General features: G+C 71.8%; 12 protein-coding genes and 1 pseudogene. 4 read left to right on the forward strand and 9 right to left on the reverse strand.

Annotation, left to right across the window (positions count from 1 at the left end; translation table 11 throughout):
• Positions 1-286 precede the first annotated feature (286 nt).
• The gene (locus ACZ4UV_RS39545; protein WP_467844682.1) at positions 287-1,117 is read left to right on the forward strand and encodes a universal stress protein; all 831 of its coding nucleotides are present in this window, start codon (positions 287-289) and stop codon (positions 1,115-1,117) included.
• 123 nt (positions 1,118-1,240) lie between these two features.
• Here the strand turns inward: ACZ4UV_RS39545 and ACZ4UV_RS39550 are convergent, their stop codons facing one another.
• The 7 genes from ACZ4UV_RS39550 to ACZ4UV_RS39580 all read right to left on the reverse strand — a co-directional run bounded on the left by ACZ4UV_RS39550 (position 1,241) and on the right by ACZ4UV_RS39580 (position 11,683).
• Positions 1,241-1,681: a hypothetical protein gene (locus ACZ4UV_RS39550; protein ID WP_467844685.1), complete on the reverse strand. Its 441-nt coding sequence runs from the start codon at positions 1,679-1,681 to the stop codon at positions 1,241-1,243.
• Between the two features lie 78 nt (positions 1,682-1,759).
• Positions 1,760-2,950 (reverse strand): globin domain-containing protein, encoded by a 1,191-nt coding sequence (locus tag ACZ4UV_RS39555; RefSeq protein ID WP_467844688.1) that lies wholly within the window; start codon positions 2,948-2,950, stop codon positions 1,760-1,762.
• Between the two features lie 64 nt (positions 2,951-3,014).
• Positions 3,015-5,678 carry a bifunctional acetaldehyde-CoA/alcohol dehydrogenase gene (gene adhE / locus ACZ4UV_RS39560; protein ID WP_451018051.1) on the reverse strand — a complete coding sequence of 888 codons (2,664 nt, stop codon included), beginning with the start codon at positions 5,676-5,678 and terminating at the stop codon, positions 3,015-3,017.
• Between the two features lie 314 nt (positions 5,679-5,992).
• A complete protein-coding gene (locus ACZ4UV_RS39565; RefSeq protein WP_451018052.1) occupies positions 5,993-6,703 on the reverse strand; it encodes a CBS domain-containing protein in 711 nt (236 codons plus the stop codon).
• Between the two features lie 58 nt (positions 6,704-6,761).
• The gene (ppdK, locus tag ACZ4UV_RS39570; RefSeq protein WP_467844692.1) at positions 6,762-9,446 is read right to left on the reverse strand and encodes a pyruvate, phosphate dikinase; all 2,685 of its coding nucleotides are present in this window, start codon (positions 9,444-9,446) and stop codon (positions 6,762-6,764) included.
• Positions 9,447-9,641: 195 nt separating this feature from the next.
• The gene (locus ACZ4UV_RS39575; RefSeq protein ID WP_467844695.1) at positions 9,642-11,189 is read right to left on the reverse strand and encodes an oxidoreductase; all 1,548 of its coding nucleotides are present in this window, start codon (positions 11,187-11,189) and stop codon (positions 9,642-9,644) included.
• Positions 11,190-11,554: 365 nt separating this feature from the next.
• Positions 11,555-11,683 carry a hypothetical protein gene (locus tag ACZ4UV_RS39580; protein WP_451018055.1) on the reverse strand — a complete coding sequence of 43 codons (129 nt, stop codon included), beginning with the start codon at positions 11,681-11,683 and terminating at the stop codon, positions 11,555-11,557.
• A 311-nt stretch (positions 11,684-11,994) separates the two neighbouring features.
• Here ACZ4UV_RS39580 and ACZ4UV_RS39585 point away from each other — a divergent pair, with 311 nt between their 5' ends.
• From ACZ4UV_RS39585 to ACZ4UV_RS39595, 3 genes are all read left to right on the forward strand, one after another.
• On the forward strand, positions 11,995-12,897 hold the full coding sequence (locus ACZ4UV_RS39585) for a universal stress protein (protein ID WP_451018056.1): 903 nt from the start codon (positions 11,995-11,997) through the stop codon (positions 12,895-12,897).
• Between the two features lie 183 nt (positions 12,898-13,080).
• The gene (locus ACZ4UV_RS39590; RefSeq protein ID WP_467844700.1) at positions 13,081-13,977 is read left to right on the forward strand and encodes a universal stress protein; all 897 of its coding nucleotides are present in this window, start codon (positions 13,081-13,083) and stop codon (positions 13,975-13,977) included.
• A 4-nt stretch (positions 13,978-13,981) separates the two neighbouring features.
• Complete coding sequence (locus ACZ4UV_RS39595; RefSeq protein WP_467844703.1) at positions 13,982-14,251, forward strand: NAD(P)(+) transhydrogenase (Re/Si-specific) subunit beta; 270 nt, start codon at positions 13,982-13,984, stop codon at positions 14,249-14,251.
• Between the two features lie 50 nt (positions 14,252-14,301).
• Here ACZ4UV_RS39595 and ACZ4UV_RS39600 read toward each other — a convergent pair whose 3' ends face one another.
• Complete coding sequence (locus tag ACZ4UV_RS39600) at positions 14,302-14,601, reverse strand: SHOCT domain-containing protein (protein ID WP_451023028.1); 300 nt, start codon at positions 14,599-14,601, stop codon at positions 14,302-14,304.
• A gap of 168 nt (positions 14,602-14,769) precedes the next feature.
• A pseudogene (locus tag ACZ4UV_RS39605) lies at positions 14,770-16,356 on the reverse strand (oleate hydratase); the annotation flags it as partial.
• Positions 16,357-16,422 lie beyond the last annotated feature (66 nt).

Genomic DNA, 16,422 nt, shown 5'->3' on the forward strand with positions numbered 1-16,422 from the left:
TCGTCCTGGTGACATCCCCGAAGGTGACAGCCGGCGCGGTGCCGGTGCATGAGCCGACCTGGTGCCGTCACAGGGCCGATCGGCACCAACTCCGTGGCCTGGGGCGCCCAGTGACGCCTTCCGGGCTGAACGGCCCCTGCCCCGTGGGCCGTTCGGCCGTTGCCCGGGTTCCATCGGCATCTGCTGAGGGCCGGGGCGCACGACGAGCATCGTCCGGAGAATCCGCCGCGCGGTGTCGATCGGCGCTGCCGTCGCACCGCCGGCCGAGGGAAGGAGAGGTACGACCATGACCCTGCGTCACATAGTCGTCGGAGTCGACGGCTCTCTGACCTCCGTGCGAGCTCTGGACCGGGCCGCGGCCGAGGCCGTACGGCACGGTGGCACGCTGCGCGTGCTGTACGCGGTTCCCGACCTCGACGAGGCCGCACCGGTCCTGGCCTACGCCGTCTCCCGCACCGGTGAGCGGTGTCCGGGGCTGTCCGTCGAGACCGTCGCGGTCGAGGGGGGCGTGGTGCACGCCCTGGCGCGCGCGAGCGAGGACGCGGTTCTCACCGTGGTGGGCAACCGCGGCCTGGGCACGGTGGCGGGTTCGGCGCTCGGCTCGGTGAGCCTGAGGCTGGCCGCCCTCGCCCGCGGACCGCTCCTGGTCGTCCGCGGGGACCACCCCTGCGACGAGGGCAGGCCCGTGGTGCTGGGTCTTGCCGACGACTCGGACATGCGGGCGGCGGAGTACGCCTTCCAGGAGGCCGAACGGCGCGGCGTGAACCTCCGTGTCCTGCATTCCCGGACGCGTCGGCACACCACCCCCGAACTGCCCTCGCTCACGGGGGTCCGCAGTTCCGGGCCGGAGCGGACGGCCATGGAGAGCCGGGCCGAGGAGGCCGTGGCGCGCTACGCCCTCGGTCACCTCCACGACCAGCACCCCGACATCGTCGTGGACTCCGATACGGTCCGTACCGCCCCCGCCCCCGCACTGCTGACCTCGTCCCGGGAAGCCGCCGTGGTGGTCGTCGGTGCCCACCGCCGTACCGGTGTGTTCGGACCGCGCCTGGGTCCGGTCGTCCACACGCTGCTGCACCGGTCGCACTGCCCCCTGATCGTCGTACCTGAGGGATGAAAGCCCGCTGCCACGGCCGACGTCCTGCCACCCGGGATCCGGAGCGGCACCGCGGGGAAGCGGTGCCGCTCCGGTCGTCCTGCGTCTCCCGCGCTGCTCCTCCGAGCGCCCGGGACCGTGGTGTCATGCCGGGCGAGAGCCCTCGTCGGTGCCGTCGGTGCCGTCGGTGCCGTCGGTGTCCGTGCCGGGGGACTGCGTGCGGCCGCCGCGCCACGGCGGGGTGGCCGTTCGGCGTCCGTCGCTCCAGGACCGGGCGGCCCTGTCCGTCTGGCGGCGCAGTCGGTCCTGGAGCCGGTCGACGGCCTCCGTGGCCGTAGCCTCATCGGCCACGGTGACGACCAGCTGCCGGCCCCCGATGCGCAGGTCCGCCGTGGCCGACCAGGGGTGGCCTGCGTGGTGGGCGGCCGCGCGCAGGATGCGCACCTCGCCGCTGACGGAGGGCAGCCCCGGCCTGCTCACCACGGCGTCGATCTTCGTCCGGGCGTACGCCAGGGCGTCCTCGTCGACGGCGCCGTCGGAGCGCAACTCGACTGCGGGCGTCGACTGGGCGTTGTCGGTGGTCATGCGGATCCTCCTCGGAACCAAGGACAGGTGGAACAGGCGGAACTGGGGGACTCAGGAAGGACGGGACGGTGGGCCGGTTCAGGCCGCCGTGTCCGGCAGCCACAGGTCGGGGCCGAACACCTCGTAGCGGATGCAGCGCGCGGGAACGCCGGCGCGCAGCAACTGCCCGCGTACGTCCCGCATGAAGGGGAGCGGACCGCACAGGAACACGGTCGCGTTGTCGGGGAGCCGGATGCCGCTCAGGTCCATCCGGCCTGAGCGGGCGTCGGGTTCCTCCGGCGTGGGATTCTCGTACCAGAAGTCGGCCCGGGCGTTGCGCAGTCGACCGACGAGGTCATGGGTCTCGGCGCGCAGGGCGTGTTCGGCGGGGGAGCGGTCGGCGTGCAGGACCAGGACCCGGCGGATCGAGCGGAGGCCGGCCAGGTGGGCGAGGATGCCGGTCATGGGGGTGCAGCCGATGCCCGCCGAGACCAGGACGACGGGGGTGGTGCTGTCCACCGGGTCGTCGAGGAAGACGTCGCCGAACGGCGCGGACAGCAGCAGCTCGTCCCCCTCGTGGACGGTGTCGTGCAGCAGACCGGAGACCTCGCCGTCCCGCTTGACCGTGATCCGCCGCAGCCCGTCGCCCGGGTCCGAGGAGAGGCTGTACTGGCGCAGTTGGTGCACCCCGTCCGCCAGGCACACGCGGACGCTGACGTACTGGCCCGCGCGGGCCCGCGGGACGCGTTCGCCGTCCGCCGGCCGGAGCAGGAGGGAGACGACGTCGGGGGTCTCGGTACGGCGTCCGACGACCGTCCAGGGCCGCCAGATCCCGCCGGGCTGGACACCCGCGTCCTGGTAGAGAAGCGCCTCCCTGCTGATCAGGGCTCCTGCCATGAGCCAGTACACCTCGTCCCAGGCAGCCGCCACCTCCGGGGTGACCGCGTCTCCGAGGACCTCGGCGATCGCGCCGAACAGGTACTTGTGCACGATCGTGTACTGGTCGTCGGTGACGCCGACGGCGGCGTGCTTGTGCGCGATCCTCGACAGCAGCCGGTCCGGCCGGGTCCCGGGACCCTCCAGCAGTGCGCGGGCGAATCCGGCGATCGAACCGGCCAGCGCGCGGCGCTGGCCGCCGCTCGCCTGGTTGCCGCGGTTGAACATGCCGTCGAGAAGTTCTGGCCGGTCGTGGAACATGGTGGCGTAGAAGCGGGTGGTGATCTCGTCGAGCGCACCGGACACGGCGGGCAGGGTGGCGCGTACGAGGGCGGCGGACTCTGCGGACAGCATGGAAACTCCCTGTCAGGACAGATGAGGGGAAAGGACCGGCGATGGCCGGATGCGGCCGGGCGGGCTACGCGTCGCGCCCGTAGTAGGCGGCCCGCATGAGCCGTCGCATGTCGTCGAGCAGGGGCATCCGAGGGTTGGCGGGGGCGCACTGGTCCTCGAAGGCGTTCAGGGCCTGCTGGGGGAGTGCGTCGAGGAAGGACGTCTCGTCGACGCCCAGAGCCTGGAACGACGATTGGATGCCCACGGCGTCCCGGAGCCGCTCCACCGCCGCGGCCAGTGACTCGACGCCCTCCGCCGCGGTGGCGGCCGGCAGGCCCAGGGCGCGGGCGATGTCCTGGAAGCGTTCGGGAGCGCGGTAGTGCTCGTACTTCGGCCAGCCGGTGAGCTTGGTGGGGACGGTGCCGTTGTAGCGGATGACGTGCGGCAGCAGGACGGCGTTGGTGCGGCCGTGCGCGATGTGGAAGGTGGCGCCGAGCGTGTGCGACATGGCGTGGACGATGCCGAGGAAGGCGTTGCCGAACGCCATGCCGGCGATGGTGCCGGCGTTGTGCATCTTCTCCTGGGCCTCGGGTCGGGCCGCACGGTCGTTCACCGCCGCCTCGATGTTCTCGAAGACCAGCCGGATCGCGTGCAGGGCGAGTCCGTCGGTGAAGTCGCTGGCGTAGACCGACACGTACGCCTCGATGGCGTGGGTGAGCGCGTCGAAGCCGCTGTCGGCCGCGAGCGCGGGCGGGAGTCCGGCGGTGAGGAGCGGGTCCACGATGGCCACGCTGGGGGTGAGCGCGTAGTCGGCCAGCGGGTACTTCTTGCCGGTGGCCGGGTCGGAGATCACCGCGAAGGGGGTGACCTCGGCGCCCGTGCCCGACGTCGTGGGGATGCACACCAGGCGGGCGAGCTTCCCCAGCACCGGGAAGCGGAAGGCGCGCTTGCGGATGTCGGAGAACTTGTGCCGCATGTCGGCGAAGTCGACGTCCCTGCCCTCGGCCTGCTGTTCGTACAGCAGCCACATCACCTTGGCCGCGTCCATCGGGGAGCCGCCGCCCAGGGCGATGATGGTGTCCGGGCGGAAGTCCCCCATGAGGCGGGCGCCGCGCCGGACGGAGTCGATGCTGGGCTCGGGTTCGACGTTGTCGATGACCTGGACGGTGACCGGTTCCCGGCGCCGCCGCAGTACTTGCTCGACCCGGTCGACGAGCCCGAGCCGGGTCATCGTCGCGTCGGTGACGACGGTGACGCGGTGGACGTCCGGCATGGAGGTCAGGTACCGGACGGACTGCGGCTCGAAGTAGATCTTCGGCGGGACCTTGAACCACTGGAGGTTGTTACGGCGCACGGACACCCGCTTGACGTTGAGCAGTTGGGCTGCGGAGACGTTGTTGGACACCGAGGTGCTGCCCCAGGAACCGCAGCCGAGCGTCAGTGACGGCAGCAGGCTGTTGTAGATGCCGCCGATCGCGCCCTGGGAGGAAGGGGCGTTGACGATGACCCGTACCGTCTTCATACGACGGCCGTACGCCTCGGCGAGTTCGAGGTCACCGGTGTGGATGACGGCGCTGTGGCCCTGCCCGTGGAAGGCGACCATGTCCGCGGCCAGGTCGAAGCCCTGCTCCGTGGAGCCGGCCCGCAGGACGGCGAGGACCGGGCAGAGCTTCTCGCGGGTGAGCGGCTCCTGCGGACCGACCTGGCCGGCCTCGACGAGGATGAGCGAGGTGCCGGCCGGCACCGTGAACCCGGCCCGCTCGGCGATCCACACCGGACTCTGCCCGACGGCCGCGGAGTTCACCTTGGGCTCGCAGCCCGCGCCCGCGGTCCCGTCGGCGGGGAACAGAAAGGCCTCCAGCTTCGCCTTCTCCTCGTCGGTCGCCAAGTGGGCATGCAGCGCCCCGAATTCGGCGAGAACCGCGTCGTAGACCCGGTCGTCCAGGATGACGGCCTGTTCGGAGGCGCAGATCATGCCGTTGTCGAACGACTTGGACAGCACCAGGTCGTTCACGGCCCGTCGTATGTCGGCGCTGTGGTGGACGTAGGCGGGGACGTTGCCGGCCCCGACACCGAGTGCGGGCTTGCCGGCCGAGTAGGCGGCCTTCACCATGGCGTTGCCGCCGGTGGCGAGGATCAGCGAGACGCCCGGGTGGCGCATCAGAGCGCCGGTCGCTTCGACCGACGGAGTCTCGATCCACTGGACGCAGTGCTCCGGAGCGCCCGCCGCGACCGCCGCGTCGCGCACGATCCTGGCAGCCTCCGCGCTGCAGTTCTGGGCGGAGGGGTGGAAGGCGAACACCACCGGGTTGCGGGTCTTCAGCGCCATGAGGGCTTTGAAGACGGTGGTGGAGGTCGGGTTGGTGACGGGGGTGACGGCGCACACCACCCCGACCGGCTCGGCGACCTCGATCATGTCGTCGATGTCGTCGCGGGCGATGACACCGACCGTCTTCATCGGGCCCATGCTGTGCGTGACGTACTCGCAGGCGAACATGTTCTTGGCGGCCTTGTCCTCGAACACGCCGCGTCCGGTCTCCTGCACGGCAAGTCGCGCGAGGCCGGTGTGCTGGTCGAGGGCGGCGACCGAGGCCTTCTTCACGATGTGGTCGACCTGTTCCTGGTCGAGCCCCTCGTAGTCGGCGAGCGCCTTGAGCCCGTTGGTCACCAGGCGGTCCACCGCGACGGCGATGTCGGACGGCGCGTCGGCGGGTTCGGCGGTCGCGCTGCGGTCGGCGTGGCGGGTCATGTCGGCAGGCCTCCGTGGTGGAAGGGCGGCGACCGCACGGGTGGCGGCGCGGGAGGGAGCGGCACCCCGGGGGATGGGCACCGCTCCCATCAGCAGCGTCTCTCGTCAGCGGTGGTGTCCCCAGGGCCCGATGGTCCCCTTGAGGGACTGATCGGCCCGGGCCGTCGGGGCCGGACGTCCCGTCCGCCGCCGCTGGGCGCTGCGCTGGAATCGCCGCGATGCGCCGTCGTTCGTCCGCGGCGCCGTCGCGGCGGTCGTGCTCACGCGGCGGCAGCCGTACCCTGCCGAGCGGCAGCGGACGTCACTCGACCTGCTCAGTCGTGGTGCGCACCGGAGGAGTGGGCGCCGTCGGCCGCGTGGGGGTCGTCGTCGCGGCAGGAGAGGCCGTTGACGACGCCGACAACTCCGTCCACCCGGTACGTCATCCGGATCGCGGTCGGAATGTCGCCGTGGTGCGGTACGGCTCCGGAAAGGGTGACCATGCCGTCCCGGACCGAGACGGTCACGCTGTCGACCGGGAGCCCGAGCGCGAGGTCCACCACCTCGTCGCGGACCTCCCGGCCGATCTCGTCGTCCGTGCGCAGGAAGACCCGCAGCAGGTCACGGCGGGTGGCGATGCCGATCAGGCGGTCCTCCTCGTCCACCACGGGCAGGCGCTCGACGCCGTGCCGCTCCATCACACGTGCGGCGTCCGCTATCCGCTGTTCCGGATGCACGGTGATCGCGGGCGTCGACATCAGGTCCCGGGCCGTGACGGTGTCGGCGACGGCACCGGGACGAGGGCGCCCGAGGCGGCCCGACGGGTGGCGCCGTGACCGCCGCGCCCGGTCGGCCGGGGACCCGGTCGCCTGGCGACGGACCAGGTCCGTCTGCGAGACGACGCCCACGACCTTGTCGTCGTGGTCCACGACGGGCAGACCGCTGATCCGGTGCCGGTCCAGCAGCCGTACGACGTCCTTGAACGATGTCTCCGGGCGTGCCCCGACGACATCGGAGGTCATCACCTCACCGACGATGCGGGCCATGGCGGCCACCTCCTTTCCGGCCGGGCCGGGGCTCGGGGACGCGAGCCCGGCCCGGCGCTCACCTGCTGTCGCTCGACCCGGCCCCGGACAGTGCGGCCCGCCCGGCCTCCAGGCGGGCGACCGGGACGCGGAACGGCGAGCAGGAGACGTAGTCCAGTCCGGCCTCGTGGAAGAAGTGGACGGAGTCGGGGTCGCCGCCGTGCTCGCCGCACACGCCGATCTTCAGGCCGGGGCGGGCGGCGCGCCCCTCGTCGACCGCGATCCGGACCAGCCGGCCCACGCCGTCGCGGTCTAGGCTCTCGAAGGGCGAGGTGGCGAAGATGCCCTTGTCGAGATAGGCGGAGAAGAACGCCGCCTCGACGTCGTCGCGGGAGAAACCCCAGGTGGTCTGGGTCAGGTCGTTCGTGCCGAAGGAGAAGAACTCCGCCTCCTCGGCGATCCTGCCCGCGGTGAGCGCGGCCCTCGGCAGCTCGATCATGGTGCCGACGGGGCAGTGCACGGGCACGCCGGTCTCCTCGGACACCTCGGCCAGGACCCGCTCCACCTCCGTCCGCTCGATGCGCAGTTCCTCGACGGCGCCGACCAGCGGCACCATGATCTCCGCCTCGGGGGAGCCCCCGGCCCTCGTACGCGCCACGACCGCCTCGGCGATCGCCCGCACCTGCATGGCGACCAGGCCGGGCACCACCAGGCCCAGGCGTACGCCGCGCAGCCCGAGCATCGGGTTCTCCTCGTGCATGCGGTTGACCGCGTCGAGCAGCTCGGTGTCGTGCGGGTCCGGGTGTTCGCCCCGGGCCTCGGCGGCGGCGATCCGCACGGCGAGGCCGGTGCGGTCGGGCAGGAACTCGTGCAGGGGCGGGTCGATGAGCCGGATGGTGACCGGCAGGCCGTCCATCGCCTCCAGGATGCCGATGAAGTCCTGGCGCTGGAGCGGCAGCAGCGCGCTCAGTGCCTGCCTCCGCTCGGCCTCGTCGCGGGCCAGGATCATCGCCTCGACCAGCTTGCGCCGCTCGCCGAGGAACATGTGCTCGGTACGGCACAGTCCGATCCCCCGCGCGCCGAACCGCCGGGCGCGGGCGGCGTCCTCCGGGGTGTCGGCGTTCGCGCGCACCTCCAGCCGGGCCGTGCGGTCGGCCTGCTCCATGGTCCGGGCCACGGACTCGACCAGTCCGGCCGACCGCTCGCCCGTCTCGAAGTACCGCATCACCGCGGAGTCGACCAGCGGGGCGGCGCCCAGGTACACGGCCCCTGCGGAACCGTCGACGGAGATGACCGTGCCCTCTTCGACGACGGTCTCACCCACGGTGAAGCGACGGCCCTGGGCGTCCACCGCGATCTCCTCCGCACCGCAGACGCACACCGTGCCCATGCCGCGGGCGACCACGGCGGCGTGACTGGTCTTGCCGCCCCGGCTGGTCAGCACCGCCTGTGCGGCGATCATGCCCGGCAGGTCGTCGGGGGCGGTCTCCTGGCGGACGAGCACGACCTGCTCGCCCGCGGCGGCCCGGCGGACGGCCTCGGCGGAGTCGAACACCGCGGCGCCCACGGCCGCGCCCGGTGAGGCGGGAAGGCCGTGCGTGAGCGCCTCGCCGACGGCGGAGGTGTCGAACCGTGGGAACATCAGCCGGGCGAGCCCGTCCCCGGCGACCCGGCCCAGCGCCTCGGCGGGGCCGATCAGGCTCTCGTCCACCAGCTCGGAGGCGATGGCGAACGCGGCCTCGGCGGTGCGCTTGCCGACCCGGGTCTGGAGCATCCAGAGCCGGCCGCGCTCGATGGTGAACTCGATGTCGCACAGATCCCGGTAGTGCGCCTCGAGGGTCTCCATGTGACCGCGCAGCCGAGCGTGGGAGACGGGGTCGAGCTCTTCCAGATCGGCCAGTGACACGGTGTTGCGGATGCCGGCCACGACGTCCTCGCCCTGGGCGTTCGGCAGGTAGTCGCCGTACAGGCCCGGGCGCCCGGTGGCGGGGTCGCGGGTGAAGGCGACACCGCTGCCCGAGTCGGAGCCGAGGTTGCCGAAGACCATGGTCTGCACGTTCACCGCGGTGCCGAGGTCGTCGGGGATGTGCTCGCGGCGCCGGTAGATCCGGGCGCGCTCGCCGTTCCAGGACCCGAAGACGGCGAGGACGGCCCGCCGTAGCTGCTCGTCCGGGGACTGCGGGAAGTCCTCACCGGTCTCCCGGCGGATCAGGGTCTTGTACGTCTCGACGAGCCCGGCCAGATCCGCCGCGTCCAGGCCCAGGTCGTCCGTTGCGCCCCGGTCGCGCTTGAGGTCGGCGAGAGCTGTCTCGAACAGTCCGCTGTCGACACCCATGACCGTACTGCCGAACATCTGTATGAGGCGGCGGTAGGAGTCCCAGGCGAAGCGCTCGTTCCCGGCCACCTTCGCCAGGCCGAGCACGGAGTCGTCGCCGAGACCGATGTCCAGGACCGTCTCCATCATGCCGGGCATGGAGAAGCGTGCTCCGGAGCGGACGGACAGCAGCAGCGGATCGTCGGGCTGCCCCAGCCTCCGGCCGGCCGCCTTCTCCAGAGCCGCCAGATGCTCCGAGATCTCCTCGGCCAGCCCGTGCGGCTCACTGCCGGCGGTGAGAAAGGTCCGGCAGGCCTCGGTCGTCACGGTGAAGCCCGGTGGCACCGGCAGCCCCAGCCGGGTCATCTCGGCCAGGTTCGCCCCCTTGCCGCCGAGCAGGCCGGCCAGGTCACGGCCGCCCTCAGCGAAGTCGTACACGTAACGGACCATGATGTCGGTCTCCTCCGTCGGGCCTCGGCTGGATGCTCTCCAGCGTCTGCCCGCCGGGGTCGGAGGGGGCAGGTGCTTGTCGGTCCCCTCCGGTGGGCCGGTCGGCCCAGGCGGATCCGTCGCTGCCGCGGGGGGCGTGCCGCACACGGTCCACGCACGCGTCCGCCGGCGACGCCTGGGTCCGGCTGTTCCTGACTAGCTCTTCTGCAGTGCGCGGGTGACCCCGGCGATGACGGCGGTCGTCAGCACCCACCCGAAGGCGATCAGCAGATAGGCCAGCCACTGGAGGCTCCCGCTCGTCCAGTACCAGGCCGAGCGCTGCCCCAGGCCGCCGATGGGGATCAGAAGGTCGAGCGTGTAGACGAGGGGCTGGAACGGCGGGCCCTCGCCTCGCTGGACCGGACGAGGGGAGTGGCCGCCGAAGGACAGTGTGCCCAGCAGGGTCAGCGCGAGGAGCCAGACGCCGGCCAGCCAGGGACGGTAGCCGTAGCCGACGGTCACGTCGAGCAGGTGCCCCCACGCCCGCGCGGCCGGGGGCAGTGTGCGGCGCCTGTGGCGCTGTCTGGCCAGGAGCACGCGGCGGGCCTCGTCGTCGTGGCCGGACTTCCGGTACCAGCTCGCCAACTGCTCGTACGGCTGGGGGTTGTAGCCGGGACTGCGCCGTATCCACGCCACGCGCTCGGCCACGGAGTTCCGCCGCCCCACTGCTTCCCGTCTCCCGTCCGTCTTGATGGAACCGTAGACGAAGCCGTCCAACTCCACGACCTCGGGCCAGCTGTGCTCGCCGTCGTGCAGGTACGACACCTGCGCGCCTTGCAGGTCCACGGCGCCGGACGGCGCTGCGGCGAGGCCGAGGTCGAAGTCGACCGCCTGCATCAACGGGGCCGACAGGGAGGGGCCGCTGCCGTCCGGCGGCCCGTTCAGCACGGCCCCCGAGAAGCTCAGACCGGCCGAGATCCGGGCACCCCGCAGCCCTACGGTCCCGTTCGCCACGAACCCGTCGGAGAGGATGACCGTCGAGGCCACGGAGTTCTCCAGATTGAGCGCCAGGCCGCGCGGGCTGGGCTCCTCCAGCCGCGCGCCGTTCATGTACAGGCCGCCAGGCAACTGGGCACCCGGGAACCGTACTTCGCCCCGTGCGACGAACCCGGGGCGACAGAAGAATCCTCCTTCCATGACGAGGCCGCCGGCGGCCAGGGCCCACCCGCCGGGCGCGTTGAGCTCGGCCTTGTTGAGGATCACGCCGCCGGCCACCCGGGCGTCGGTGAGGGACAGGGCGGTGATGCGGTGGTGGAAGTGGGAGGGGGCGCCGCTCTCGACGACCGAGTGCGCCAGGTCCAGGTTCCCCTCGATACGCGTGGCCCCGGCCTCGACGCCAGGCACCCGGCAGCTCCTGAGAACCAGCGTCTGGGTCGTCGCCCCGAGCAGGTTCACCGCCTGCTCGAACCAGCACCCTTCCAACCAGAGGGTGTATGCCAGCTGCGCGCCGGCCAGGTTGAGCGGTCCGACGATCCGCGCCCCGGCGAGCCGCAGACAAGGTACGGCGCCGGGCTGCCCGCTGTGCGCGCCCAGCATCAACGCCGCGATCACGGAGGCCCGAACCGTCCGCTCCGGCCCCCATCGCCCGCCCTCGGCGACACGGTCGTCCCCGGGCGCGTCCGCGCGCAGGTCCACGGCTCGCCCTTCGGGAAACGCGTTCCACAACTCACGCTCCGGCGAAGTCAACTCGTCGTATGAGAACACTCGTGCAGCGTAGTGATCCTGCTACGCGCCTCTCCCGTGCTTGTTTCTCACGCTGCGCCCGAACACGCCCGCCGGAGGGAGGCGAAGGCCGCTCCGAAGGAGCCGGCGGGGCCTGCCCGGGACCAGACCGGCGTCGCACCCGTGGGCCGGAAACATGATCCCCGGCCCACGTCGTCGCCGGAGCGCGGAGTTCATGTCCGCGTCAGCGGCCGCCGGCCGTCACGTGCGGAACTCCTGGTGGCCGTCGCTCTTCCCGAAGTAGTGCCGTTCCTCGACGAACTCCCGCTCACCGGGGCGCAGGACGGTCCCCGGCGTCGACAGGACCGCGATCAGTGCGGATGTGAACGCCGCAGCCGGGCGGCGGTTCAGAGCTTGCGCAGCCAGTCGTCGGCGATGCCGTGCACGGCGCAGCCCGACGGCCGCACGTGCCTGTCGTCCAGCCGGTAGGACAGGTGGTCGACGACGTCCACGACGCCGTCCGGCCGACGGGTCACACCGACCGCGACGGTATGTCGCTGAACGGTATGCCGTACCGCGCCGTGACGACTTCGTCGACCAGGAGAGCGCCGATCCTCGTGGGCCTCATGGCTGTGCCTCCCTTTCCCGATGGCGACTGATGCGAACACCACCTGGGCCGAGCGGGCACGGGCGGGGCCGAGCAGCCCTCGATTCCCCTGCCCGGCCGGTGGCGGGCCGACGCCGAGGGGCCGTACGGCCCTGGGAGGGGACCGGGCAGCCTCTGCCCTCGCGCAGGCCGCGGCGCGACGCTGGTACGGACAGCAGACCGAGTGCTGGAGGTGCCGAGATGCTTCGCCCCGTTGTCGCCGGAGTCGACGGATCCGCCGAAAGCCTCGCCGCCGCCGCCTGGGCGGCGCGCGAGGCCCTGCGGCAGGACCGGCAGCTGCACCTGGTCCATGCCTGGAACTGGCACCCCCGTCAGGAGGAGGGGGAGATCGCCAACGCTGCGCAACGGCATTTGGCCCGGCGCGCACTGCGCCAGGCGGAGGACCGGGTCCGCAGGTATCACCCTCAAGTCCGCCTCAGCGACGAGCAGATGGAGGGGCCGGCCACCGCCGCCCTGCTGAAGGCCGCGGACCGGGCCGAGCTGATCGTCCTGGGCTCGCGAGGCCTCAGCGGCTTCACCGGGTTCCTCGTCGGCTCGGTGGCCCTCGGCGTGGTGGCCGAGTCCACCCGCCCCGTCGTGCTCGTCCGGGCGGACGAGCAGGCCGCGGACGAACATCTCCTCGCCGACGACGGGAGCGAATCGACGCTCACCGGCTACCGGGACGTCGTGCTCGCGATCAGCCTGGACGAACCCTGCGACGACGTCATCGAGTTCGCCTTCGAGGCGGCCCGGCTCCGGCACGCCCGGCTGCGGGTCGTGCACGCCTGGCACACCGCCGGGCCCGTCGGCCTCGGGCCGGGCGAGGTCGGTCTGATGAAGGAGCCCTGGCAGGGCGAGGAGTGGCTGGGCTTCCTCAAGGCCGTGCTCCAGGTGTGGCAGGACAAGTACCCCGACGTCGAAGTCCTCGCCACGGTGGTGGAGGACAGGCCCACGACCGCGCTCGTACGGGCCTCGACCGGCGCGAGCCTCCTCGTCGTCGGCCACCGTCTCGCCGAACGCCCGGTCGGCCCCCGGACCGGACCGGTCACCCATGCGGCGATCCATCACGTCGGCTGCCCCGTGGCCGTCGTACCCCATGCCTAAGGGCTGTCCCGTAATCCCCGGCGGGCGCACGACGACAGCTACGGCACCTCGCAGCGTTGTCGGGCTCGCCCGAATACGCCCAGTATGAGGACGACCCTCCGCCTTGCGATGCACCGCATCTGACGCCGCGCGCTGATCCACCAGGGATTACGGGACAGCCCTTAGACGAAGGAGGTGACGGTCATGGCGAGGCATGTCGTGGCCGGTCTGGACGGATCGAGGGAGAGTCTCGCGGCGGCCGACTGGGCGGCCAGGGAAGCACTCCGCCGAGGGCTGCCCCTCCGCCTGGTGCATGCCCGGGAAGGCCTCCCGGACCATGACACCGACGCGAACCTGCCCGAGATCAGGGTGCCGCAGTACCACGCGCGCCGGGTGCTGCGCGAAGCCCTCGACGTGCTGAGCGAGCGGTATCCGCAGCTGTACATCGCCGCCGAACAGGTACACAGGCAGCCCGCACCGGCACTGCTTGCCGAGGCGGCGGACGCCGAGTTGCTGGTCATCGGGAGCAGGCGGACCGGCGGGGGGTCGGGGTTCATGTCGGGGTCGGTCGCCCTGGCCACCGTCGCTCACGTCGACCGGCCGGTCGTCCTCGTCCGGGGCGGCGAGACGGCGGCGGACGAACACCTCCCCGACGGCTCGGGAAAGGCGTCGACCGCGACACCCCTGCGTGACGTCGCGGTAGCCCTCGACGTCGGCGGCCCCAGCGACGACGTCCTCGACTTCGCGTTCCGCGCGGCGGAGCTCCGCAGGGCGCCGCTGCGCGCCGTGCACGCCTGGCACGTGCCGCTCACCGGCGTCGTCCCGGGCGTCGAGGAGCGCACGCGGATCAGGGAGCGGGCCGAGCGTGAACTCACCGAGCTGCTCCGGCCCTGGCGCGCGAAGTACCCCGACGTGATCGTCCTGGAGAACCTGCACGAGGGGAGGGCAGCACACGTCCTCGTGCGCGCCGCGGGCGGGGCCGGTCTGCTGGTGGTGGGCCGCCGCAGGCGGCGTACCGCGATCGGTTCGCACACCGGCCCGGTGGCGCACGCGCTGATCCATCACGTGAGCCGGCCGGTCGTGCTGATCCCGCACGACTGAAGGTGTGGTCGGAGCGGCAGGCCGGCACGAACGCCCCGGGGACCGCACCGGAGTCGGGCCGCCCCGTGCAGATCGTGACGGGGGAGCACTACAGCGCCGCCTTGCGCGCCTGGTCCTGGCGAAGAGCGTCGTCGTCATCAAGCGCTCGATGGGCCACGGCTACGCGGGTATCGACAACGAGCTGTACACGGACCCGAAGACCGGGATGTTCTTCACCGACGCGAAGAAGGGACTGAGCGAGCTCGGGGCGGCCGTCGGCGAGTTCGTCGGCTGAGCGAGCCGGCAGTGGTGAGCCCCCGCCACGAAGGCGGGGGCTCGGCGCGTTCACTTCCCCGCCGGTCCTGGCGACGTGCCGCGCAGGATGTCCAGGCGGCGTCGGTACTCCTCCTCGTCGATCTCGCCGCGCGCGTACCGTTCGGCGAGGATCTGCTCGGCGCCCGGGCTGCCGGACGCGGGCGGCACGCTCCAGCCAGGGTGGCCGCCCACGTGCGTACCAGGGCGCAGCACAGCACGGAAGAGCAGCACCACGGCGGTGATGAGCGCGGCCCAGAACAGCAGATTGCCGGCGGTCATCCAGAACCAGGCCCAGCCGCTCATGCCGTGTCCGTACCAGTACAACATCATGGTTCACTTCCCGGTTCGGCGACGTCCGGGCCGACGTCGCGGGATGGACTCGTTTCCACGGTCCCGGTGGGAGGCCGCCGGACAACAGGTCCCGGTCGGCCCTTCCGAGGGCCGGTGGACCCCGGTCCGAGGTGGCCTGGGCCGAGCGGCCCTCACGGGGTGCGTGCTTCAACGACGGTGCATGGTCTCCAGAGCGGCCGCCAGGACATGGGGATCGTGGTGGCCCTTGTAGACGGAAGGCGGCTGCTTGTCGAGGTGGAGCAGCCGGGACACCGCCGTCCACGCCGTGCGTACGGAGTACTCGACCGTGAAGACGACGTCGTCCGGCACCTCCGCGAACTGCCCGATGAAGGCGAGGTTGACCGAGCCCTCGGGGACGACCTCGGGGCGGTCGTCACGACGGCGGTTCAGGAACTGGCTGGTGATGTAGGGCATCACGCACGGGATGACCGTCGACGTTTCGAGGACCCGGGCACTGGTCCGGTCGTCGAAGTGCAGGTGGTGCAGGACCTCTTCGAGGATCTCCCGGCCCGAGCACATGGTCATGGGCTTGGGCGTGTGGTTGCCGGCGCGGCCGGGGAAGAGGCCGTAGCCCCACCAGACCGAGACGCCCTCGGGCTGGTCCCGGTAGACGGGCTGGCGGTTGGCGACGATGGTGAGCAGCCAGTTGGAGTCGGTGAACGTCATCAGCCCGCCCCTGCCGGTCTCACGGCCGCTGAACCCGGCCAGGGCGTCGAGGAAGGCGGGGTCCTTGGCGGTGACGGTGAACGACTCCCAGCGGGACTCCTTCACGTGCTTGTCGAAGGCGTCGGGGTTCCCGAAGTTCTCGTGTCCGCGGGCCAGCCGGTGCCACAGCAGCCAGGCGTCCGAGCGCTGGGGAGGCGGAGGCGGGGGAGAGGTGTGCGTGCCGCGGCTGGAGGCGTCGGTCATGGAGCCGTTGGTGACCAGGACCAGGTCCTCGGGGGCGACGGCGATCCGCTCCTCGCGGCCGGCCCGGGACACGCGGACGGCTTCCACCGTCCTGCCGTTCTTCCCGGCGGCGAAGTCGAGGTCGGTCACCGTGCATCCGGGATGGATGGTCACCCCGTGCTTGCGCAGCCAGGCGGCCAGCGGGCGCACGATCGAGTCGTACTGGTTGTACCGGGTCCGGTGGATACCGGACATGGAGCCGAACTCCGGGAACAGGTGGATGAAGCGGCGGAGGTAGCGGCGGAACTCGATGGCGCTGTGCCAGGGCTGGAAGGCGAACGTGGTGCACCACATGAACCAGAAGTTCGTGGTGAAGAAGTGCTCGCCGAAGCAGTCGGTGATCCGTTTGCTGTCCAGGTGGCCCTCGGGAGCGGCCAGACACCGGACCAGGTCCAGACGATCACGCTCGGAGAACCCCATGGAGCCGGTGGCGGCGATCTTGCCGTCACCGTCGACCAGCCGCGCGACGTCGTCCCAGGCGAACTCCTCGTGCCCGGCCAGGATCTCCTGTGTCACGGACACCGAGGGATCGTCGAGCGTGGGAATTCCGGACAGCAGGTCGTAGGTGCAGCGGAACTCCGCCTCGAACATCCGGCCGCCGCGCATGGTGTAGCCGGCCTCCGCCGTGCCACCCGCGTCCAGACTGCCGCCGATGCCCATCTGCTCCTCGAAGAGGTGGATGTCCGCCCCGTCGAAGCCACCGTCGCGGATCAGGAACGCCGCCGCGGCGAGCGCCGCGACCCCGCTGCCCACCAGATATGCCTTCGCCATCAAAACACTCCTCGTCGCTCGCGTCCGTGGATCGGGAACCGCGCCTCCTACGTTTTCCTGCGCGAGCGGTGTCGTCAGTGG

It is taken from the genome of Streptomyces sp. NPDC028289 (assembly GCF_055565975.1).